This window comes from Micromonospora sp. NPDC005299 (assembly GCF_042872345.1).
Lineage (GTDB): Bacteria > Actinomycetota > Actinomycetes > Mycobacteriales > Micromonosporaceae > Micromonospora.
In genome coordinates this window covers 172,320-192,759 of sequence record NZ_JBIAKG010000002.1, presented here as the reverse complement: position 1 = coordinate 192,759, position 20,440 = coordinate 172,320, and the positions used below count along the sequence as shown (strand labels likewise).

22 protein-coding genes and 1 pseudogene are annotated in these 20,440 nt (G+C 74.1%); 11 read left to right on the top strand and 12 right to left on the bottom strand.

Going from position 1 to position 20,440, the window contains the following annotated elements; translation table 11 throughout:
• Positions 1 to 9 precede the first annotated feature (9 nt).
• Positions 10 to 594 (bottom strand): CGNR zinc finger domain-containing protein, encoded by a 585-nt coding sequence (locus tag ACFYPD_RS06220; protein ID WP_387109618.1) that lies wholly within the window; start codon positions 592 to 594, stop codon positions 10 to 12.
• 128 nt (positions 595 to 722) lie between these two features.
• On the opposite strand from ACFYPD_RS06220, the gene ACFYPD_RS06215 reads away from it, so the two are divergent.
• The 6 genes from ACFYPD_RS06215 (at position 723) to ACFYPD_RS06190 (ending at position 4,900) form a co-directional block, all read left to right on the top strand.
• Complete coding sequence (locus tag ACFYPD_RS06215) at positions 723 to 1,733, top strand: LacI family DNA-binding transcriptional regulator (RefSeq protein WP_387109616.1); 1,011 nt, start codon at positions 723 to 725, stop codon at positions 1,731 to 1,733.
• Positions 1,734 to 1,867: 134 nt separating this feature from the next.
• On the top strand, positions 1,868 to 2,314 hold the full coding sequence (locus ACFYPD_RS06210; RefSeq protein ID WP_387109614.1) for a YbaB/EbfC family nucleoid-associated protein: 447 nt from the start codon (positions 1,868 to 1,870) through the stop codon (positions 2,312 to 2,314).
• Positions 2,311 to 2,637, top strand: a complete 327-nt coding sequence (locus tag ACFYPD_RS06205; RefSeq protein WP_387109612.1) for a type VII secretion target — start codon at positions 2,311 to 2,313, stop codon at positions 2,635 to 2,637. Before ACFYPD_RS06210 ends, ACFYPD_RS06205 begins: the two co-directional genes overlap by 4 nt.
• Positions 2,634 to 3,335 (top strand): WXG100 family type VII secretion target, encoded by a 702-nt coding sequence (locus tag ACFYPD_RS06200; RefSeq protein ID WP_387109610.1) that lies wholly within the window; start codon positions 2,634 to 2,636, stop codon positions 3,333 to 3,335. The genes ACFYPD_RS06205 and ACFYPD_RS06200 overlap by 4 nt, the downstream gene beginning before the upstream one ends.
• A gap of 11 nt (positions 3,336 to 3,346) precedes the next feature.
• The gene (locus ACFYPD_RS06195) at positions 3,347 to 4,177 is read left to right on the top strand and encodes a hypothetical protein (protein ID WP_387109608.1); all 831 of its coding nucleotides are present in this window, start codon (positions 3,347 to 3,349) and stop codon (positions 4,175 to 4,177) included.
• Between the two features lie 33 nt (positions 4,178 to 4,210).
• Positions 4,211 to 4,900 (top strand): hypothetical protein, encoded by a 690-nt coding sequence (locus tag ACFYPD_RS06190; protein WP_387109606.1) that lies wholly within the window; start codon positions 4,211 to 4,213, stop codon positions 4,898 to 4,900.
• Here ACFYPD_RS06190 and ACFYPD_RS06185 read toward each other — a convergent pair.
• Entirely contained in the window at positions 4,890 to 5,783 is an 894-nt protein-coding gene (locus ACFYPD_RS06185; RefSeq protein WP_387109604.1) for a hypothetical protein, read from the bottom strand. The two genes, ACFYPD_RS06190 and ACFYPD_RS06185, sit on opposite strands and share 11 nt — an antisense overlap.
• 115 nt (positions 5,784 to 5,898) lie before the next feature.
• On the opposite strand from ACFYPD_RS06185, the gene ACFYPD_RS06180 reads away from it, so the two are divergent.
• A complete protein-coding gene (locus tag ACFYPD_RS06180; protein WP_387109602.1) occupies positions 5,899 to 6,348 on the top strand; it encodes a VOC family protein in 450 nt (149 codons plus the stop codon).
• Positions 6,349 to 6,387: 39 nt separating this feature from the next.
• Here ACFYPD_RS06180 and ACFYPD_RS06175 read toward each other — a convergent pair whose 3' ends face one another.
• Together ACFYPD_RS06175 and ACFYPD_RS06170 are read right to left on the bottom strand one after the other, a co-directional pair.
• On the bottom strand, positions 6,388 to 7,350 hold the full coding sequence (locus ACFYPD_RS06175; RefSeq protein WP_387109600.1) for an N-acetylmuramoyl-L-alanine amidase: 963 nt from the start codon (positions 7,348 to 7,350) through the stop codon (positions 6,388 to 6,390).
• Entirely contained in the window at positions 7,350 to 7,523 is a 174-nt protein-coding gene (locus tag ACFYPD_RS06170; protein WP_387109598.1) for a hypothetical protein, read from the bottom strand. The genes ACFYPD_RS06175 and ACFYPD_RS06170 overlap by 1 nt, the downstream gene beginning before the upstream one ends.
• A gap of 172 nt (positions 7,524 to 7,695) precedes the next feature.
• Here ACFYPD_RS06170 and ACFYPD_RS06165 point away from each other — a divergent pair, with 172 nt between their 5' ends.
• Positions 7,696 to 9,270, top strand: a complete 1,575-nt coding sequence (locus tag ACFYPD_RS06165; protein ID WP_387109596.1) for an FMN-binding glutamate synthase family protein — start codon at positions 7,696 to 7,698, stop codon at positions 9,268 to 9,270.
• A 10-nt stretch (positions 9,271 to 9,280) separates the two neighbouring features.
• Here ACFYPD_RS06165 and ACFYPD_RS06160 read toward each other — a convergent pair whose 3' ends face one another.
• The gene (locus tag ACFYPD_RS06160) at positions 9,281 to 9,898 is read right to left on the bottom strand and encodes a VOC family protein (RefSeq protein ID WP_387109594.1); all 618 of its coding nucleotides are present in this window, start codon (positions 9,896 to 9,898) and stop codon (positions 9,281 to 9,283) included.
• Positions 9,899 to 10,110: 212 nt separating this feature from the next.
• Between ACFYPD_RS06160 and ACFYPD_RS06155 the strand changes: the two genes are divergently transcribed.
• The gene (locus ACFYPD_RS06155; protein ID WP_387109592.1) at positions 10,111 to 12,345 is read left to right on the top strand and encodes a hypothetical protein; all 2,235 of its coding nucleotides are present in this window, start codon (positions 10,111 to 10,113) and stop codon (positions 12,343 to 12,345) included.
• Positions 12,346 to 12,385: 40 nt separating this feature from the next.
• Here the strand turns inward: ACFYPD_RS06155 and ACFYPD_RS06150 are convergent, their stop codons facing one another.
• Entirely contained in the window at positions 12,386 to 13,384 is a 999-nt protein-coding gene (locus ACFYPD_RS06150) for a helix-turn-helix transcriptional regulator (protein ID WP_387109590.1), read from the bottom strand.
• A gap of 108 nt (positions 13,385 to 13,492) precedes the next feature.
• On the opposite strand from ACFYPD_RS06150, the gene ACFYPD_RS06145 reads away from it, so the two are divergent.
• Positions 13,493 to 13,954, top strand: coding sequence for a VOC family protein (locus ACFYPD_RS06145; RefSeq protein WP_387109588.1), 462 nt, complete (start codon positions 13,493 to 13,495; stop codon positions 13,952 to 13,954).
• 23 nt (positions 13,955 to 13,977) lie between these two features.
• Here ACFYPD_RS06145 and ACFYPD_RS06140 read toward each other — a convergent pair whose 3' ends face one another.
• The 6 genes from ACFYPD_RS06140 to ACFYPD_RS06115 form a co-directional block, all read right to left on the bottom strand.
• Positions 13,978 to 14,589, bottom strand: coding sequence for a dihydrofolate reductase family protein (locus tag ACFYPD_RS06140; protein WP_387109586.1), 612 nt, complete (start codon positions 14,587 to 14,589; stop codon positions 13,978 to 13,980).
• 95 nt (positions 14,590 to 14,684) lie between these two features.
• Positions 14,685 to 15,275, bottom strand: coding sequence for an NADPH-dependent FMN reductase (locus tag ACFYPD_RS06135; protein WP_387109584.1), 591 nt, complete (start codon positions 15,273 to 15,275; stop codon positions 14,685 to 14,687).
• Between the two features lie 130 nt (positions 15,276 to 15,405).
• Positions 15,406 to 15,849 carry an SRPBCC domain-containing protein gene (locus tag ACFYPD_RS06130; protein WP_387109582.1) on the bottom strand — a complete coding sequence of 148 codons (444 nt, stop codon included), beginning with the start codon at positions 15,847 to 15,849 and terminating at the stop codon, positions 15,406 to 15,408.
• A 23-nt stretch (positions 15,850 to 15,872) separates the two neighbouring features.
• Positions 15,873 to 16,223 (bottom strand): ArsR/SmtB family transcription factor, encoded by a 351-nt coding sequence (locus ACFYPD_RS06125; RefSeq protein WP_387109581.1) that lies wholly within the window; start codon positions 16,221 to 16,223, stop codon positions 15,873 to 15,875.
• Positions 16,220 to 16,681 carry an SRPBCC family protein gene (locus ACFYPD_RS06120; RefSeq protein ID WP_387109579.1) on the bottom strand — a complete coding sequence of 154 codons (462 nt, stop codon included), beginning with the start codon at positions 16,679 to 16,681 and terminating at the stop codon, positions 16,220 to 16,222. The genes ACFYPD_RS06125 and ACFYPD_RS06120 overlap by 4 nt, the downstream gene beginning before the upstream one ends.
• Before the next feature lie 100 nt (positions 16,682 to 16,781).
• Positions 16,782 to 19,574, bottom strand: coding sequence for an ATP-binding protein (locus ACFYPD_RS06115; RefSeq protein ID WP_387109578.1), 2,793 nt, complete (start codon positions 19,572 to 19,574; stop codon positions 16,782 to 16,784).
• Here ACFYPD_RS06115 and ACFYPD_RS06110 point away from each other — a divergent pair.
• Positions 19,477 to 20,430, top strand: a pseudogene (locus ACFYPD_RS06110) (MFS transporter); the annotation flags it as partial. The gene ACFYPD_RS06115 and the pseudogene ACFYPD_RS06110 sit on opposite strands and share 98 nt — an antisense overlap.
• Positions 20,431 to 20,440: the final 10 nt, after the last annotated feature.

Below are 20,440 nucleotides of genomic sequence, written 5' to 3'. Positions count from 1 at the left end.
GCTGCCGGGTCAGCGGTCCCGGCCGGTGTCCGGCGTCCGGGACCGGCGGTCGCGGCGGACGGCGTAGGCCCGGCGCATCTTGACGTAGTTGCCGCATCCGGCCATGGAGCACCAGCGGCGCGCCTGGTTACGGGAGGCGTCGTAGTAGGCCCACCGGCAGGTGTCCCGGTCGCACACCTTGAGCCGGGTCCACACCTGGTCCTGCGCGCACTGCCGGATGGCGTCGACCAGGGCGGCCAGCGCCACGTCGAGCGGGCCGGTCCGGGCGGGAACGAGGCGCGCACCGCCGCCCGCGAGCGTCATCCGCACGGGCGCCGCGGCCAGGGCCTCGTCGAGGCGCCGCAGCGCGCCGGGGTCGGCGGGGTGGCCGGCGTGGCCGAGCAGCACCGCCCGCAGGCCCTCGCGGACCGTGCGGGCGGCGGCGAGGTCCGCCGGGCTCAGCCGCGCGTCGGCGGGGAGCACCCCTCGCTCGGTGAGCCAGTCCCGCAGCGCGTCCGGCGTGGTCAGCGACTCCTCGTCGACCTGCGGCTCGAAGGTGTTGACGAAGTCGCGGACCAGCCGCACGGCGGCCGGCACCGATCGCTCGTCACTCACCGTCGCTCTCCTTTCGTCCACACCAGCGTAATGCCTTGACCGGTGTCGCTGTCTCTGGGATCGTCCGGTGTGTACACCAGCAAAAGCAGTTGGCCGGTGTCAGGAGGGGCGAGGCGAGAGGACGGATCGTGGCCACCACGCTCAGGGACGTGGCGCGGCACGCCCGCGTGTCGGTGAAGACGGTCTCGAACGTCATCAACGACCATCCGCACGTCAGCGACGACGTGCGGCGCCGCGTGCGGGAGGCCGTCGGTGAGCTCGGCTACCGGCCCAACCTCGCGGCCCGCACCCTGCGCACCGGCCGCACCGGCCTGCTCGCGCTGATCGTTCCTGACGTCGAGGCGCCCGGCCTGCACGGGTTGGCGCGTGAGGTCGTCCGCGCGGCCACCAGCCAGGGCTTCCGCGTCGTCGTCGAGCAGCTCGGACCCGACACCGGCCGTCCCGCGCCATCGGCGCACTCCGGCGCCCCGCCGGGCGTCGACGCCGTCCTGCTCGGCGCGGACACGGTGCCGCCGGGCCTGATCGACGCCCACCTCCGCACCGGCACTCCCCTCGTCCTGCTCGGCGAGAGCCGCGATCCGCGCTGCGATCAGGTGGCCCTCGACGGCGCCCGCGCGGCGGCCGACGCCACCGAGCACCTGCTGCGCACGGGGCGACGGCGGATCGCCGCCATCGGCGCCGGCCCGGGTGAGACCACCGGACCGGCGCAGCCCCGCACCCTCGGCTATCAGCGGGCGGTTCGCCGGGCCGGACTCGACCCACCCGCCGGTTACCTGCGGGCCACCGCCCAGGATCGGTACGAGGACGGCTATCGGGCCGCCCGGTGGCTGTTCGCGAACGAGCACTCCCCCGACGCCGTCCTCTGCTACTCCGACCGGCTCGCCATCGGCGCCCTGCGGGCCGCCGCCGACGCCGGGCTGCGGGTGCCCGCGGACGTGGCGGTGACCGGGTTCGGTGACAGCGAGGAGGGCCGCTACTCGCGACCGACGCTGACCTCCGTCTCCGCCGACCCCGCGTTCCTCGCCCGGGAGGCGGTCGCTCTGGTCGTCGCCCGGCTGGACCGCCCGGACGCCGCGCCCGTCCGGATCACCGCGCCGCACACGATCCTGCCCCGGGAGAGCACCCGCCCGGCCGGTTGATCACTCGGTGGGTCCACAGTGGCGTTGCCGACCGTCACCGGATGTGAAGGGGTGTTCTACAATCGACGCCGCCCTGCGAGGCGCTGGGGATCAGCAGTCTCACGGGATCCGGGCCGACTCGGGGGAGGCGCATGGTGAGCGGGGCTCTGAGCGGCGGCGGTGTGCTGGACCCGGACGGCGCCATGGACCAGATGCGGGCCTGGAAGGGCCGCATCGACAAGCTCGCCGCGGACACGAAAGCGATGAGTGACCGCCTCCAGGAACTGCGGGTCACGGTCGAGGACGACAACGGACTGGCCGAGGTCACCGTCGATTCCAGCGGCGCGTTGCTCGACCTGCGCCTGGGCCGGCAGATCCAGCGAGTCTCCCCCGAGGTGGTGGCCCAGGCGGTCATGGACGCGATCCGGCGGGCGAAGGGACAGCTCGCCGAGCGGTCGCAGGAGATCATCGCGGAGACCGTCGGCACCGAGTCGGCGGCCGCCCGGGCCATCGCCGAGCGGGTGGGCCGTCAGTTGCGCCCCGATCCGGAACCCGGCTGGGGCGAGCCCGGCTCCTACGACGGCCACGGCTGGCAGCGGTGAGCGGCCCGGCCGGCTGGGCGGCCGACCCCGAGCAGATCCGCGCGCACGCCGCGTACGTCGAGGGGTTGCGGGCCCGGTTCGACGCGGTCCGCGGCGCGAGCGCGCACATCGCGCGGGACGACCAGGCGTACGGGCTGCTCTGCGGGTGGATCTCCGCGATCCTGGAGGACCGGCACAGCCGCCAGGACGAGCTGGTCGCGTACGTCGACGAGAACCTCAGGCTGGTCGCCGACGGCCTGCGCCGCACCGCCGACAGCTACGACGGTGTGGACGGTGACGCGGCGAGCTCGATGGAGGCGATCAGCCGGCGGTTGCGGGCATGACCGACAACTCGCTGGTCGCGGACGTCCGGTCCACCCGGGAGGTGTGGACGGGGTCGTCGCTGGCCGACGGCGTTGAGGGCCTGGTGGACGCCATCCGCAGCGAGGGCTGGGTGGACGACCTGCTCGCCGGGGCGGCCTTCGGGCTGGACGTCGCCGCGACGGTGCTGGACCCGTTCAGCGCCCTGCTGGCCAACGGCATCGGCTGGGCGATGGAATACTTCGAGCCGCTGCGGGAGATGCTCGACTGGCTCACCGGCATGCCCGATGTCGTCGCGTCGCACGCGGCCACCTGGGACAACATGGCCGGCCACCTGCAGCGGATGGCGGCCGACCTGCAGGCGCACCTGGCCGGCGACCTGCCCGACTGGCGGGGGCACGCCGCCGAGGCGTACCAGTCGCTGATGAAGAACAACGTCGACGCGATCGCCGGTCTGGGGGGCGCGTCCGCGGCGATGGCGGCCGCCACCCAGGCCGCCGGGAACCTCGTCTCGTTCACCCGCGACATCGTCCGTGACCTTATCGCGGACCTCGTCGCGCGCGTCATCGTCTGGGCGGTCGAGGCGATCTTCGTGGTGACGATCCCGGTGATCGCCGCGCAGATCACCGCCGCCGTGCTCAAGTGGGCGGGCCGGATCCTGAGCTACACCACGGCGCTCGTCACCAGCCTCACCAACCTGTCCAAGCTCGTCAACGGCTGACCGGGGGGATCGTGGCGAAGCCCAAGGGACCGCACGGCGGCACCGGCGACGGCGGCGACGGCGGGGGCGTCGGCGATGGCGGGGATGTCGGCGACGGCGGTGTGCCGCGGCAGCGGGGCGGCGGGTCGCACGGCCGGCCCACCACCGTCGCCGAGACGCACCGGGCCGTCACCGAGGCGGCGGAGAGCGGCCGGCCCGGTGGCCCGAGGTCGACCGACGGCAGGTCCACCGAGGGGGACGCCGACGCGCAGCGCCCGCAGAACGACCCGGAGCTGGACAAGCACGACGAGAAGAGCCTGGAGGAGATCGGCAAGGCGCGCCGGCAGATCGCCGACCAGCTCCAGGAGATGGTCGACGACGCCTGGGACCACGTCGACCAGAACCGGGACTCGATCCTCCAGCGGGAGGGCTACCAGCGGCAGCGGGACAAGCTCCTGGAGCGGGGCTACCCCGAGGACGTGGCCGACCTCGTCGTGGAGCGCACCGCGCTGGGCACCGAGTCACACCGGCACCTCGCCAACGCGATCGACACCGAGGCGACCACGATGCTCGACCCGGAGACGGGCTTCCGGCTGCGTACCGAGGTCGGTTACGACGCCCAGGGCGTCGAGACGCCGAAGGTGACCGACCAGGACTTCCGGCCGGACGTCATCCTGGAGCGGCAGTACAAGGACTCGGTGACCGACGAGCTGGACTGGGAGGTCGCGCACGCCTACGACCTCAAGACCGGCCTGAAGACGGGCATCGAGCCGAGCTGGGCCAACAAGGTCAAGCGGGTGCTGGACCTGCCCGAGCCGCCGGAGGAGCTACGGCCGACGCAGCGACCGCTGAGCGTAGACTGACCGGACCCGACCACCGACCCGCGAAAGGTGCGTATGTCCTCGGCTGACACGGCGCGGCGGTGGCGGCAGGTCCTCTCCGAGCTGCGGCCCGACCTGCCGGGAGAGTGGTCCCTCCGGGGCGGCGGCCTCGACACGGTGCTGGCGCGCGAGCCGTTGGACTGGTCGTTGGCCTGGATCGGTTGGTCCGGCTCGCCCACCCGGCCCGCGGGCTGGGTCGCCGCGGGGGTGCAGCCGCTCGTGGCGCCCTTCACGAGCTGGATCATGACGTACGGCATCCGGATGGACGAGGTCCGCCCCGGGCCACGGGCGGTCGACCTGTCCTCCGACGGGGCGGTGGAGCAGGCGCGGCGGTTCGTGCTGGACGGCGGCCTGAAGAAGATCGACGGCTGGCCGGCCGAGCGCCTCGCCGACGTGGCCGAGCGGGACTTCGCCCAGGATCCGCGCCGGCGCCGCACCCACTGGCACCAGCTGCCTGGATGGCGGGTGGTCAACGCCACGGCGTCCCCCGTCGAGCCGGCCACCCAGCTGGCCGAGCTGTGCCGCGAGCGGGCCGCCGAGTCCTCCGGCACGGGCGCACGGCAGCTGGCGGAGCAGGCCGCGTTCTACGAGGGGCTCGTGCGGGCCTGGCACGACGGGGAGCGGGACGCCGCGCTCCCCTTCCTGACCGCGCAACGGGATCAGGCGCTGGCCGCCCGGAAACTCGACCGGGCGCTCACTCCGTAGGTCGATCCAGCCGCGCTACGACCGGAGCCAGCGCCTCGGGCATCCGCACCCGCACGGCTGCGCCGGACTCCCCCGGCACGACGCGGACCGGGTGGAACTCGCCGGCGTGCCACCAGAAGACCTGGTCCGAACACGGGTCGGCGGCGGCCGTGAACATGGAACCGGCCAGGCGGTGCAGTGCCACGGCGGCGTCCTGCACCCGGTTGTCCACCCGGTGCAGCAGCACCGCACCGTATTGCGGCGCCGCGACCAGCGCGCCGTGGTCGGCGCCCTCCGGCAGGAACCGCTTGACCGACATGAGGGCGGTCGTCACGAAGGGATTGCCGTCGGCGGCGAGCAGGCGCACCGACCCACCGGTGGGCAGCTCGTGGTCCCGCACATCGAGAGTGGTCAGTTCGCGCTCCACAGTCTGCCGCACGGCGATGCGCACCAGTTCCGCGGGCTCGCGGTCCAGTCGCGCGGCCTGGGCGAGGGTCAGCAGGTCCAGCCGCTCGGGCCGGTTCACCACCACCACCGCGGTGAAGTGGGCGCCGAACGGCATGGCCAGATAGCTGTCGGCCTCCGTGGTCGCGGCCGCCGGGGTGAGGCGGAGCCGGAGCTGCTCGACGTCGACCGGCCCGAGGTCGGCGGAGACGCTGTCCGGCAGCTCCCGGCGCACCGCCGCGACCCAGTCGGCCACCAGCTCCGGCCACGCCTGCCGGGGCTGGTCGAGGCAGCTGCGCAGCAGCGGGACCAGGGACACCCGGGCCCGGCCGCCGGGGACGGCGACGACGATCTCGTCGCGGTCCGCCGCGACGCGGGCGCCCGGCAGTCGCGCCGGCAGCGCGTCCTCGACCAGCGTGCGGACGTTGCCCATCAGGTCCATGTTCTGCGCCGACGCCACGCTGCATTCATACCATCGGCCCGCGAACCGCGGCGCACCCCGGAGCCGGTACCGCTCCGGTCGGGGTGTGGCCCGCGAGCACCCGGGTAACCGGCGGGCCGAGGGAGGGGGCGTCGTGACGGATGAGGCACCGGACTACTTCCAGCCCGAACACGGCCTGGTCGTCACCCACCTGCTGATCGTGCGGGACGTGGACCGCTCGCGGGAGTTCTACCGCCGTGTCCTGGGCGCCACGGTGGTGCGGGACCGGCGGCCCGCGGTGCTCCGCCTGCACAACAGCTACCTCGTGTTGAACGACGAGGGTGGCCCGACCGACGACAAGCCGACCGTGACGGCGCGGGCGCCGACCGACCCGGACACGCTCAGCGGCGCGCTCAACATCCGGGTCACCGACGTCCGGGCCGTCTACGAGCTGTGGCGTTCCCGGGGCGGGGAGTTCCTGACCGAACCGAAGGACCACGGGGTGGAGATCCGGTGCTACCTGCGTGACCCCGACGGCTACCTGATCGAGCTGGGCCAGGGCACCGGGATCCTGGCCGAGATGGGCCGGCCCGTGCCGGGCTGACCCCGGCCGGGCGGCTGCCGGCCGGGGCCCGGTGGGCGGTCAGACCCGGGTGAGCCGGACGGCGTCGGCGATGACGAGGCCGGTGGCGGTGGTCCACCGGCTCACCGCCACCCGGTTGGCGTCCCCCGCCGGCAGGGCGAAGGTGCCGAGGGTACGCCACTGGCCGCCGGTCGCCCGCTGGTCGACGGAGACGGTCCGGTTGCCGGTCGTGGTGGCGATGATGTACGGCGTCGCGCCGTTGTAGCCGGCGTTGGCCGGCCACCAGGCGTCCACGCGGTAGTTGCCGGCGGCCGGGACGTTGAACCGGTACCAGGCCGGGTCGCTGGCGGCGACCGGGTCCGCGTAGCGGTAGTCCGCGCCGTAGCGCTGCCCGGAGAAGGACGAGACGCCCCAGCTCGCGCCGGCGGTGAAGCGCCCGCCGGTGGCGTTGTCCACGATCGAGGACCAGGCCGGGGCGCCGCCCATCTTCGCGGCGACGTCGGCGCGCATCACGTTCAGGTCGATGAAGGACGGGTCGATCTTGCCGGTGGTGCTGGTCTCCCGGTGCCCGCGCGCGTAGCTGGCGTCCCGGCCGAGCCGGGTGAGGACGGCCGCGGTGGCGGCGACGGAGGCGTCGTACTGGGCCGCCGTCATCTCCTGGTCGACCCCGTTGTAGTCGATCTCCCAGCCGATCAGCATGGTGTTGCCGTCGCCGGCCGGGATCGGTCCGCTGCCGCCGCTGGTGCCGGCGTGGTTGCACCGCCCGGCCGAGATCACGTGGAACACGCCGTGGTAGTCGACGAGCGCCTGGCAGAGCGGGCCGGCCAGGTCGGGCCGGCCGTTGATGCAGATGTTGAGCGCCGGGTGCGGATTGGTGGCGCTGGAGGTGGACGCCGTGTGGTGCCACAGCACCCCGATCGGGTCGAAGGAGCCGGGGCGCATCCGGTTGAGCCAGTCGCCCTCGACGACGACCTGCACCCCGGCCCCCCGCAACACGTCCACCAGCCAGGGGATAGTCGCCATCAGGACTCCCCGAGCAGGTCGGCCAGGCACTCGGCCTTCGGCGCGGCGGGCCGGGCGTTCGGGGCGGCGGCCGCCGCGCCGGGTCGGGTGGCGACGGCCAGCGCGGCGGTCACCAGGGCGGGGATGCCGAGCAGTCCTCGGCGCCGCAGGCGGACGGTTCGTGGCGTGGGCATGGCACTCCTTCAGCGACCGGTCGAGGATCGTTGGCGCGGACGCTATACCGTCATGAACGTCTATGTCGATACCCTTCAGAAGCGTTCCTTCGGCTGAAGAAAATTGGCAAGGGCGTCCGGGGGCCGGGACGCTCCCCGTTTGGCCGGCGGCGATCCCGGAAAGAGTGGCGGCATGAGCTGGGCCCGTAGAGCCGTACCCGCCGCCGTCGCCGCCGTCGCGGCCCTCGCCGCACGTGACCTGCTGCAGCGCGACCACGCGCTGCTGCGCAACTTCCCCGTCCTCGGCCGCGCCCGGTACCTGCTGGAGTCGATCGGGCCCGAGCTGCGCCAGTACATCGTGGCCGGCAACAACGAGGAGCGGCCGTTCACCCGCGACCAGCGGCGCTGGGTGTACGCGTCGGCGAAGCAGGAGAACAACTACTTCGGGTTCGGCACGGACAACGACATCGAGTACACCCCCGGCTACCCGATCATCAAGCACCGCACCTTCGGCCGGGCGGTGCCGCCGTCCTCCCCCGGCGCCGCGCACGACGTGACCCTCCCGTGCGCGAAGGTGCTCGGCGGCGCCCGGGGTCGGGCTCGCGCCTTCCGCCCCGAGTCGGTGGTCAACATCTCCGGCATGAGCTTCGGCTCGCTGTCCGGCAACGCCGTCGAGGCGCTCAACCGCGGCGCCGCCCTGGCCGGGTGCCTCCAGAACACCGGGGAGGGCGGGCTGTCGCCGTACCACCGCAACGGTGGTGACCTGATCTTCCAGCTCGGCACCGCGTATTTCGGTTGCCGCGACGAGCGCGGCCGGTTCGACCTCGACCGGCTCAAGGACCTGGTGGCGGGCGCACCGGTCAGGGCGCTGGAGATCAAGCTGAGCCAGGGCGCGAAACCGAGCCTCGGCGGCCTGCTGCCGGCCGCGAAGGTCTCCGCCGAGATCGCCGCCACCCGCGGCATCCCCATGGGGCAGGACTGTGTCAGCCCGTCGCGGCACGCCGAGTTCTCCGACTGCGACAGCCTGCTGGACTGGGTGGAACTGCTCGCCGCCGAGACCGGCCTGCCGGTCGGCATCAAGTCCGCCGTCGGCGACCTGGGCTTCTGGGAGGAACTGACCACGCTGATGCGCGACACCGGCCGCGGCGTGGACTTCGTGACCGTCGACGGCGGCGAGGGCGGCACGGGGGCCGCACCGCTGATCTTCACCGATTCGGTGTCGCTGCCGTTCCAGCAGGGCTTCTCGCGGGTCTACCGGGTCTTCGCCGAACGGGACCTGCACGAGCAGGTGGTCTTCGTCGGCGGCGGCAAGCTCGGGCTGCCGGACAACGCCGTGGTGGCCTTCGCGCTCGGCGCCGACATGGTGAACGTGGGCCGCGAGGCGATGCTGGCGATCGGCTGCGTCCAGGCGCAGAAGTGCCACACCGACACCTGCCCCACCGGTGTCGCGACCCAGAACCCGTGGCTGGCCCGGGGCCTCGACCCGGCGCGCAAGTCGGTGCGGGCGGCCAACTACGTCCGGACGCTGCGGCGCGACCTGGTCAAGGTCGCCGAGGCGTGCGGCGTCGAGCATCCCGGGCTGATCGACACCGGCGCCGTCGAGATCCTCGACGGCCGCACCGCCTCCACCCCCCTGGACCAGGTGTACGGATACCGCCCCGGCTGGGGGCTGCCGTCCGCCGCCGACCAGTCCGAGATCATCCGGTTGATGACCGCCGAGGCGCCGCAGGGCGGCAGCGCGCCGCCCTCCCCGACCGCCGTGGGCTGATCAGGAGCGGTCAGGTGGGTAGTTCCTCACCCGCCTGCTCCCGCACCAGGTAGGCCGCGTACCAGTCGGGCCAGTTCTCGTCCGTCGCACCGATGCGCTTCTCGTGCTCGCCGTGCGCGGCGGCGGCGCGGCGCAGCGCACCCGCCAGGTCGGTGGCGGAGGTGTACGAGGTCGTGTCCGCCGCCATCCGCCCGGGCAACCGGGTGGTGATCTCCTGGAGCAGCCAGTCGTTGCCGTCGGGATCGGCGAACGAGGCACGGGAGACGTAGCTGCGGCGCTCCGGGTCCCGACCGCTGACCGGGCCGCCCGGGCCCACGTGGAAGATCCCGCTCACATCGACACCGGCGGCGACCAGTTCGCCGCGGGCGGCCTCGATGTCGGCGACCACGAGATACCCCTTCGCCGATCCCGGTGCGGCGACGGTGAGGCTCGGGCCGAACTGGATCGAGCACCCCGAGCCCGGCGGCGTGAACTGGACGATGCCCGGCGGCGTCTGGTCGAGCCGCCACCCGAGGCGCCCGTAGAACTCCTTCGCGCGGTCGACGTCCACCACCGGGAGGACGACCACCTCGAGCTTCAGGTCGATGTTGTCGCTCGCGTCGTCGCTCCGGGCGTCCGTCGCGCTCATCGCGGCCTCCCTGGGCTGGTCGGGCGGCAGGGCCTCCGCCCGCCACGTTACTGCCCCCTCACCTGCCGGCCGCCCGGTTTCCCGTCATCCCGCCGCCTCGTCCACGGCGCCCTTGAACCGGCGCGGAACGGGTAGACCGCACCCCCCGGGCACGGGCGCGTCGGCGCCCGGGCGCCGGTCACTGCCACGGGAGATCGATGTCGGACACGCCGATGGACTCGGACGAACGGCCGGTCGAGGTCGTGGAGTTGCGGGTGCACGGCGTCTCGGGCACCGCCGCGGAGCAGGTGCTGGACCGGCCGAACGTGCACCAGGTGGCCGGTGACCGCAGCGGCGGCTTCTACCGGCCGAGGGCCGGCTACCCGGACACGACCGGGCCGGGCGGCGTGCTGATGGAGGCGTACCTGTGGCGGGACCTTCCCTCCGGCAAGGCCGTCCGCACGCTGTCCCTGGTGTTCCTGCTGCCGTTCATGCTCGGCAACATGGCGATCTGGATGCACCCGCCCGGCAACGGGTTGCCCGCCGCCACCGTGAAGGCGCTGTGCCGGCTGCTCGCCCTGACGCTCACCGCGGTGTACGTGATCGCGGTGGCCGGCGTGACGCTGGACCTGATCGCCTGGAAGTGCATGGGCTCGCCGCAGTGCCTGACCGGCCGGAACTGGCTGTCCTGGCTCGGCGGGCGGCCGGCGGGGCTGCGGCTGGCGGTGCTCGCCCTGGTCCCGATCGCGGCGGTGGCGCTGGTCTGGCGGCTGAGCAGCCGGCCGGGATGGACGTACTCGACGTTCCGCGGCCCGGCCACGGCGTCCGGCGAGCACCAACTCACGGCGGTCGGCCAGTGGGACCGCGCTCCGCTGGTCTCCCGGCTGCGGGCGATCCACGTCGCCGCGGCCTTCGCCACGCTGGACGCCGTCCTGCTCGCCGCGCGCTCCGCCGGGGGGCGGGCGTCCGTCGTGACCGCCGCGCTGCTGGCGCTGACCGGGGCGGTGCTGACCACCTGCATGGTGCTGGTCTGCGCCCATCCGCTGCTCGACCGCGCCACGCCGGCCCCGAACGTCGAACGGAACCTGCGCCGCCTGCGGACCGCGGCGTGCCTGCTCACCGTCGCCGTCGTGGTCGTCGTGGCGGCCGAGCCCGCCCCCTGGGCCGCCCGGACGGGACTGCCCGGGTACGGGGAGATCGTCACCCTCCTCTTCGCGACGCAGACCGGCCTCCTGCTCGTCCTCGGGGCGGCCGTGCTGTGGGCGCGTCCCCGGCTGCCGGGCGGGTCGCGCCTGCGTGCGCTCGGCGCCCCGGTCATCGACGCCGTCGCCGCCGGGCTGGCGGTGGCGTACTCCGCCGAGCTGGTCTACCGGGTGGCGGACCTGCTGGACCGCAGCGCGCCCACCTCCGCACGGTTGGCGACCAGCCCGCCGCTGGCGTACAAGTGGGCGATCTTCGGCTTCTTCCTGGCGGTGACGGTCGCCGCGGTGGCCGGCGTCGCCGTGGCGCTGGCGTCCCGGCCCGCCCGCCGGCGGGCCGCCGCGGGCATCGTGGCCCGCGACCACCCCGACGCGCCGGCCGAGGCCGCCGAGCGGCTGCGTGAGGTCGAGAAGGTGATCGCGCGGGCCCGCTTCACCGAGCGGGTGACCCCGCTGGTCCTCACCTACGCCGCTCTCGCCGGGCTCGGGCTGGCCACCAGCACCCTGGGGCTGGCGCGGTGGTATCCCGGGGACGTGATCGACCGCTGGGCGCCGATCCCGGCGGACCTGGTGAACTTCGGGATCGGCCTGGGCAGCTACGTGATCGCCGCGGCGATCCTGGGGCTGGTCCTGGGCGGCCTGTTCGCCTACCGCACCCCCGAGTTCCGCCGCTACGTCGGGGTGCTGTGGGACCTGGGCACCTTCTGGCCCCGGGCGGCGCACCCGTTCGCGCCGCCCTGTTACGCCGAGCGGGCGGTGCCCGAACTCAGCCGCCGGATCAGCTACCTGACCGGACAGGGGCAGACCGTGCTGCTCGCCGGGCACAGTCACGGCTCGGTCCTGCTCGCCGCGACGGTGCTGCAACTGCCGCCGGAGGTCTGCGCGCGGGTGGCGCTGCTGACGTCCGGGTCGCCGCTGTCCCGGCTGTACGCCCACTGGTTCCCCGCCTACGTCGACGCCGACGTGCTGCAGGAGATCGGCCGGCGGGTCGGCTGGCGGTGGATCAACCTGTGGCGGGACACCGACTCCATCGGCGGGTGGGTGTTCTCCCCCCATCGTCCGGAGGACCCACCGGCGGTCGGTGGGCCGGCGGGGTCGGTGGACCGGCGGCTGCGGGACCCCCGGGACGTGGTCGCCCCGCCCAGTGACACCGTCCCGCCGCCGATCGTCAGGCACCTGCCGGGCGCGTCGGATCCGCGGCACAACCAGGCCGTCCGCGAACTGGCCGACCGGCTGCGGGACGCCGCCACCGGCCCGGCGACCGGTTGACCACGCGCCGGACCGCGACGCGCCGGGCCGGCGTACCGCCTCACGGCTGCGCCGGGCCGGGCAGCGGTGGGGTCGTCGCACCGGCCGCCAGCAGCCTCTCCGCCAGTGCGCGACAGCGCTTCCGGAGCTCCGGCGGGTCGAGCACCTCGAAGTCGTGGCCCAGCAGCAGCACGTGCATGAGCACGAAGTCGAGGCTGCCCGCGCCGCTGAGCACCTCGCAGCGCTCGCCGTCGCGCCGCCGGACCACGGCCGCCGACGCCGGAATCTGCGCGCGTACCGTGTCGGCCGGCGCGTGCACGAGGAAGCGTGCCCGGTGCGGGTAGACCCGACTCGCCACCCCCGCCTGCACATACGTCGCCGCGTCGGGCGCGGTCCGCGGGCGGAAGCGCCACGTCCGTGCGGACACGTCGGTCATCCGGTCGACGCGGAAGCTGCGCCAGTCGTCGCGATCGAGGTCGTAGGCGAGGAGGTACCAGCGCCGGTCGGAGGCGACCAGGCGGTAGGGCTCGACCCGCCGCCGTCGCACCTCGCCGCCGGACGGGTAGTCGAAGCCGGCCTCGACCTCGTCGCGGCAGGCCCTGGCCAGCGTCATGAGCGCCTCGGAATCGACCGGTGGCCGGCCTCCGCCGAACGACTCCACCGAGCCGGAGAGCGCGCGCACGTCGTGCCGCAGGCGGGTGGGCAGCACCCGGTCGAGCTTGGCCAGCGCCCGGAGTGCGGCGTCACCCGCGCCGGCGACCGCGCCACCCGCGCCGGCGAGCAGCGAGACCGCGGTGGCGATCGCCTCCTCGTCGTCGAGGAGCAGCGGCGGCAGGGCCCGCCCCGGGCCGAGCCGGTAGCCGCCGCCGACACCCTGGCCGGCATGCACCGGGTAGCCGAGCGTGCGCAGCCGCTCGACGTCACGCCGGATCGTGCGCGGCGTGACCCCGAGCCGGTCGGCGAGCTCGGGACCGGTCCAGGCCGGGCGCTGCTGAAGCAGCCCGAGCAGGGTGAGGACCCGCTCCGTCGTACCCCGCTCGTCGCCGCTCGCCACGCCCATGTCGCCCACCCTCCCAGATAGCGGACCGATTCTGTCCGCCAAGGGTGTCAGAGTGGGCGACATGGATGCGACGAAGCGCACGCACGCCCCGACGAACGGAGCAACCCGATGAGCCGCCACTTCCAGGTCACCTTCGACGCCCACGACCCGCGGGCGCTGTCGTCCTTCTGGCGCGACGCGCTGGGCTACGTCCACCCCGGCCCGCCCGGAGTCGACCTGCCCGAAGGCGCCGACCCCCTCGCCGCGTGGGACGACTTCCTGGCCCGGATCGGCGTGCCGGAGGAGCAGCGCAACACGCGGTCGGCCATCGAGGACCCGGACGGGCACGGCGCACGGCTGTTCTTCCAGCTGGTGCCGGAGGACAAGGTCGCGAAGAACCGGGTCCACCTCGATGTCCGTGCCGCGCCCGGGCTGACGGGAGAGGAGCGGATGGCGGCGCTGGAGGCCGAGTGCGACCGGCTCGTCGCGCTGGGCGCGAAGCGGGTGCGCCGCTATGCACCCGAGCCCCCGCTGAGCGCCGGCCACATCGTGCTGACCGACCCCGAGGGCAACGAGTTCTGCCTGGACTGACGCCGCTGCCGTCGGCGCCGCGCCTATGCGGCGAGGTTGCCGTAGGTCGGCCGTCCCGCGGCCTCGTACGTCAGTTGCAGCGTGCCGTTGGGATGGCCGACCGACTCGGTGAGCCGGAACGCCGCCGGCATCGTGCCGTCGGCGAACAGCCGCTTGCCGGCGCCCAGCGTCAGCGGGTAGAGCCAGAGGTGCAGCCGGTCCACGACGCGCAGGCGCAGCAGCGACTGCACCAGGTCGAGGCTGCCGATCACGTGGAGCGCGTCGTGGCGGTCCTTCAGCTCGGCGACGTTCTCGGCGAGGTCGCCGCCGAGCAGCGTCGAGCCCTCCCAGCCCAGCGGCTCGTTCAGCGTGCGGCTCGCCACGTACCTGGGCACCTGGTTGAGCAGCCCGGTGAAGGGGATCTCCGCGGGCGCGCTCGGCCAGTAGCCGGCGAAGATCTCGTAGGTCCGGCGGCCCAGCAGCAGCGCGTCCATGCTCCTGGCCTGCGCGAACATGGCCTCGCCGGTCTCGTGGTCCACCAGCGGCGCCTGCCACCCGCCGTGGGTGAAGCCGCCGGCGCGGTCCTCGTCGAGCTCCCCCGGCGCCTGTGCCACCCCGTCGAGCGTCACGAACTCCGTCACGACCAGCTTGCCCATAGGGACGCTTCCCCTTTCACTCCGTGATCCGTCCCTCGGCAGACTGCGGCACCGGCCGGAACTCATCGGTCGGACCCGGGGAACCGGCCCGACCGTTACGCGCGGGACTGCGGGGTGGCCATCGTCGTGCCGGACCGCAGGGTCGCCAGGGCCCCGCTCCAGGCCACCAACTGGTCGAGCATCGTGTTCACCGCGCCGACCTGGTGCTCGCTGGGCTTGAAGACGCTGAAGTTCTCGAAGTCGGTGAAGAGGGAGAGCGCGACCTGGGCCCGCACATCCGCCATCTGCAGCTCGGCGACCACCAGGCGGAGATGCTCCACCGCCCGGGTGCCGCCGACGCTGCCGTAGCTGACGAACCCGGCCGCCTTGTTGTTCCACTCGGCGTAGAGGAAGTCGATCGCGTTCTTCAGGGCGCCGGAGGTGGAGTGGTTGTACTCCGGCGTGACGAAGACGTAGCCGTCGAACGAGGCGATCTTCTCGGCCCACCGCAGGGTGTGCGGCTGGGTGTACTGGCCGAGCGACGGTGGTGCCATCTCGTCGAGGTGGGGCAGGTCGAAGTCCTTGATGTCGACGAGCTCGTACTGGGCGTCGTCGCGCTGGGCGGCGATCTCGTGGACCCACCGGGCCACGGTCTCCCCGTTACGCCCGGGACGCGTGCTGCCGATGATGATGCCGATCCTGGTCATTGCCGTTCCTTCCGTCCGTCCGCCCGGCGACAGCGGGCGCGGCCGGCGTCTACCCGGTTGGCCTGGTTTCGAACGGCGTCACCGGCGGCACGTCGCCCCTGGTCGGTCCCGGGGAGGGCCGTGGTCGGCGTCAGTGCCAGTCGCTGATCTGCACGTCCCGCGGCGACGGGGCGCCCTCACCGGTCTCCACCAGCGACTTCAGGCTCATCAGGTACGAGCCCCACTTGGTGCTGCAGTGGTGCATGAACTCCACCGGCTCCGTCCAGCCCCGGTGCGTGAAGAGCACGATCGTGTAGTCGCCGTCCTGGCGGAGGTTCCAGTCGATCGTGGTCCCGATCCACTCCTCGGGGCCGTCGACCACCCGCCACGCCACGCGTTCGGCGGGCCGAAGCTCGACGACCTCCATGTCGAAGCCGCCGGGCGGGAACCGGAACTCGAGGACGCCGCCGACCTCGCCACTCCCCTTCGTGTCGTCGGTCCACCAGCCGGCGAGGCCCTCGACTGTCGTCAGCGCGTCGTACACCTTGTCCGGCGTCGGGGTCTTGACCCCGACGCGGTGCAGAATGTCCACCATCTCGACTCTCCCTGATCCCGTTGTCAGTCCGTCTGGGTGCGCTGGATCGCCTCGGCGATCCGCTTGATCCGCCGCAGCCGGGCGTCCCACGCCGACCCGACCGACGACAGCTGGGCCACCGCGCGGGCGAGCTGCGCGTCGTCCACCCGGTAGCGTTTCTCGCGGCCGGCCGGCGTCGCCCGGACCAGGCCGACCCGGTCGAGGACGCCGAGGTGCTTGGCCACCGCCTGCCGGGTGACCGGCATCTGCTGGCTGAGCGTGGTCGCGGTGCCGTCGCCCTCGACGAGCAGCAGGTCGAGCATCCGGCGCCGGGTCGGGTCTCCGATCGCGGACCAGAGGTCGTCGTCGACCTGCTCCACCACGGCGGTGCTCATGCCCGCACCGGCAGCGTCGCGGCGTACGGCGCCAGCCGCGGCAGGAAGAAGTCCCAGCCCGTGACGTGCTCCCGGTACTGCTGCTCCAGCACGGCGAGCTCCCAGCCCATCTCCCGGAAGCCGGTCTCCGTCATCCTGAGCACCGTGCCGGCACCCGACGGGGTCAGGTCGAAGGTGACCAGCAGGGAGTTGCCCTCCGCCGCCGCCTCGCCGGCCGGGTGCGTCCACCGGAACGAGAACGTCCGCGGCGGTCGCGCGTCGACGACGGTGAACGGCACGGCCGTCCCGCCGGCGTCGCGGTCGCCGAAGACGATCTCTCCCGTCGAGCCGGGCGTCGGGTCGTACCGGGCGTCGTCCGGCCACCACTGCTTGAGGTGGTCGGGGCTGCTCACCACCTGGAAGACGATCTCGGGCGACGCCTCGACGTAGATCTCGCGCTCGATGGTCCCGAACTCCATGATGCCCTCCTGCAACGTTTGGTTGCACGTCACGCTACCGGGAGGATCGGCCTCACGCAACCACTGGTTGCGTTTCGGGGAATCCGGCGGATGGCTCCGGTCAGCGGGGGGCCATCGGCGCGAGGCCGAGGTCGGCGAGCGCCGCCGCCCCGCGGACGGCGTGGTCGCCGCCGGCGAGCACCAGGGTCCGGGCCGCCTGATAGCGGCAACCGCTCGCGTCGAACGCGGCTGCCGTGGCGAGAAGCCGTTCCCGGTCGTCGTCGAGCAGCGCGCCGGCCCGCTCCACGATGGCGGCGGCGACCGGGTTGCCGGCCACGACGGTACGGGCCTCGGCCAGGCGATCGCCGGCGTCGGGGCTCCCGGCGAGCACGCTCGCCTCGGCACGTAGCGCCACGTACCAGTGGAGCCAGATCCAGGTGACCCACTTCCACACGTCACCGGGTTCGGGCGCCAGCCGTTCCGAGGCCTCCCCGGCCTCCCCGTGATGCAGCATGAGCATCGCGTCGAAGACCGCGCCGTAGCCGTAGACGTGCTCCGGTGGGGCACCCAGCTGTCCGAGGACCGCGTCCCACTCGCGCCGGGCGTCGTGGTCGTCGCGCAGGCCGTGGATCATCGCTACGCCGGCCACGGCCGGGCCGAGGACCGACCGGGCGGGGCTGCCGGCCCGCTGCCACGCTTCGAGGAACCGGACGCTGCCGGTCAGGACCTCGTCCACGTTGCCCGGGAGGGCGTCGGCCACCAGCAGCCAACTCGTGGCACGGTGGCCGACCTCCGCGAGCAACGGATGATCCGCGAGTCGCCGGGCCCACCGGCGGGCGCCCGGCAGGTCCCCCGCACCGAGGCCGGCCTCGGTGGCCATGCCGAGGGCGTCGATCAGCTCGTGGGTGCTGGCCGGAGTGTGCGGCGCGGACGAGAGCAGCGTGATCCGGCGCCGCGCCGTGGCCGCGGCGGCGAACGCGTCACCGGCCCAGCTCCGGGCGCCGGTGAGTGCGTCGAGCGCGGCGGACTCGGCGAGCGGATCGCCCGTGCGGTGCGCCAGTTCCACCGCCCGTTCGGCGCGGGCGATCGTCTCCGGCACGGCGTTGTCGGGCGGACCCTGGGCGGCGCCGAACGCGTCGGTGAGCACGCCCGCCTCGGCCAGCGCCAGCGCGGCCCGGGCGGCCGGGTCGTCGCCGGCCAGCTCCCGCGCCTCGACGATGAGGGCGACCGCCTCCGCCTCCGGGGTGAGCCGGGCGAACTTGCTCCAGAACCGGTACGCGTTGGTGGCGGCGGTCGCCAGGTCGGCGGCGGCGCCGGCGGTGTCCCCCGCCCGGCGGGCGGCGTCCGCGGCCGCGCGGTGGAAGCGGTACATGTCGTCGCCGCGCATCCGGCAGCCGGCCACGGACGCCGCCTGCCGCAGCATCGACGCGGTGTCGGCCGGGTCGTCCGCGAGCGCGGCCGCCTGCGCGAAACGCGCCTGGGACTCGCCGATCAGGTTGCGGGTGAAGGTCAGCTCCGCCAGGCGCCGGGCGAGGCGGTACGCGTCGGCGCGCTGCTCCGGCCGGTCGGCCGCCCACGCCAGGGCGGCGCGGAGGTCGTCCGCCACCGCGTCGAAGCGGGCCCGCCAGTCCACGCGGACCACCGCCAGGCCGGCGGCCTCGGCCAGGCACCAGCGCAGGTGCCGGGTTCGCGCGTCGTCCAGCTCGCCGGCCTCGGTGAGCCGCTCGGTCCCGTACTGGCGGATGGTCTCCAGCGCCCGGTACTCGGTGCCGCCGAGGGAGGCCGTCACCACCAGCAGGCTCTGCTCGGCGAGCCGGGCCAGCCCGTCGGCGACCACGCCCGCCTCGGACCCGGCGACCTCCGCCGCCGCGGCGACGGTGAACGGCGCCACGAACACCGACACCCGGCGCAGCAGCGCCCGGTCGGCCGGCTCCAGCAGGTCGTGGCTCCAGTCCAGCGCCGCCCGCACCGAGCGGTGCCGGTCATCGGCGCGGGAGCCACCGGCGAGCATCCGGAGCTGGTCGGACAGGCCGGCGGCGAGGCCGTCCAGCCCGAGCGTGGACCACCGGGCGGCGGCCAGCTCGATCGCCAGCGCCACTCCGTCGAGCCGCGCACAGACGGAGGCGATGTGGTCGCGCAGGGCAGGATCCGGCGGCCGGCCCACCGCCGCCGCCCGTTCCAGGAACAGCGCGACCGCGTCCGACTCGCCGTCGCCGGCCAGTGACAGCGGCGGTACCGGATACACGCGCTCGAACGGCACCATCAGCCGGGCCCGGCTGGTCGCCAGCACCGTCACCCGGGGGCACGCCGCGAGCAACCGCTCGACGAACGGCGCCACGCCGTCCCGTACCTGCTCGCAGTTGTCCAGCACCAGCAGGGCGTGCCGGTCGGCCAGGGCGGCGACCACCGACTCGTCGATGGCGGCGCCGGGCTGCTCGCCGAGGCCGAGCGCGCCGGCGACCGCGGCCGCCACCACGGAGGCGCCCGGGTCGGTGACCGGGACCAGGTCGACGAACCAGACCCCGTCGGCGTACTCGCCGGCCGCCTCGGCGGCCAGCGTCAACGCCAGCCGGGTCTTCCCCACGCCGCCGGGGCCGACCGCGGTCACCTGCCGGTGGGTCTTGACGAGCTCGGCCAGCTCGGCCCGCTCCCGGGCCCGGCCGACGAACGAGGTCAGCGGCGTCGGCAGGACCGGCGCGGGGTGGGACCGGCCGGCGCGACCCAGCTCGGACGCGCGCTGGGCGAGCGCCCGCCGATCCGGCATCCCCAGCTTGCGCAGCAGCGAGGAGACGTGGCTCTCCACGGTACGCACCGAGATGAACAGCCGTGCCCCGATCTCGGCGTTGCTGAGGTGCTCTCCCACCAGCGCCAACACCTCGGCTTCCCGAGCCGACACCTCCACCGTCGCCGTCACGGCCCCATTCTCGCCCACCCCGTGCCGTCGATTCCGTGGTGGTTTCCGTGGTCGGCACCGATGCCGGTCCCGGCACCGGCGGGCGACGCTCAGGCCCAGGCAGATCGGTGACGGAAACGGAGCGGCAGCGATGAACCCATTCTCTGGTGTGCGGTCATGGGCGGGCTCGGTCGGCCGGCTGCTGAGACAGCCGGTGCTTCGCCGGATCCTGCCCGGGATGCTGGTCTCCTCCCTGGGCGACGGCATGAGCATGGTCGCGGTGGCGTGGCTCGCGGTCCAGATCGCGCCGGCCGACCAGGCCGGTGTCTGGACCGGGCTGGCGGTGGCCGCGTACGCGCTGCCGGCCCCGATCGGCGCGGCCGTGCTCGCCCGGCTGGTACGGCGACTGCGCGCCGCGCACCTGGTGGCGGCGGACGCCTCGGTGCGGGCGGTGGCGCTGGGCGCGGTGGCGATCCTGGCGGTGTCGGGTCTGCTCGACCCGGTGGTGTACGTCGCGTTGCTGGCGGTGTCCTCGCTGCTGCACGCGTGGGGGAACGCCGGCGCGTACACGCTCGTCGCGGAGGTGCTGCCGGAGGAGGACCGGCTCGCCGGCAACGCGCTGCTGTCCACGTTCGCGCAGGCCGCCTTCGTGGTCGGCCCGGCCCTGGCCGGCGGGCTGACCGCGCTGGTCGGCCCGGGCTGGGTGATCGGGGTGGACGCGGTGAGCTTCGCGGTCCTGGCGGTGGCCGGCGGGACGGTCTCCGCCCGGCAGGCTGCCGCTGTCGGGGTGACGCCGGCCGAGCCGGCGGCGGGCGGCTGGCGCACGATCCTGGACCGGCCACGCCTGCTCGGGCTGATCGTGGTCACCTGCGCGTTCTTCTTCCTGT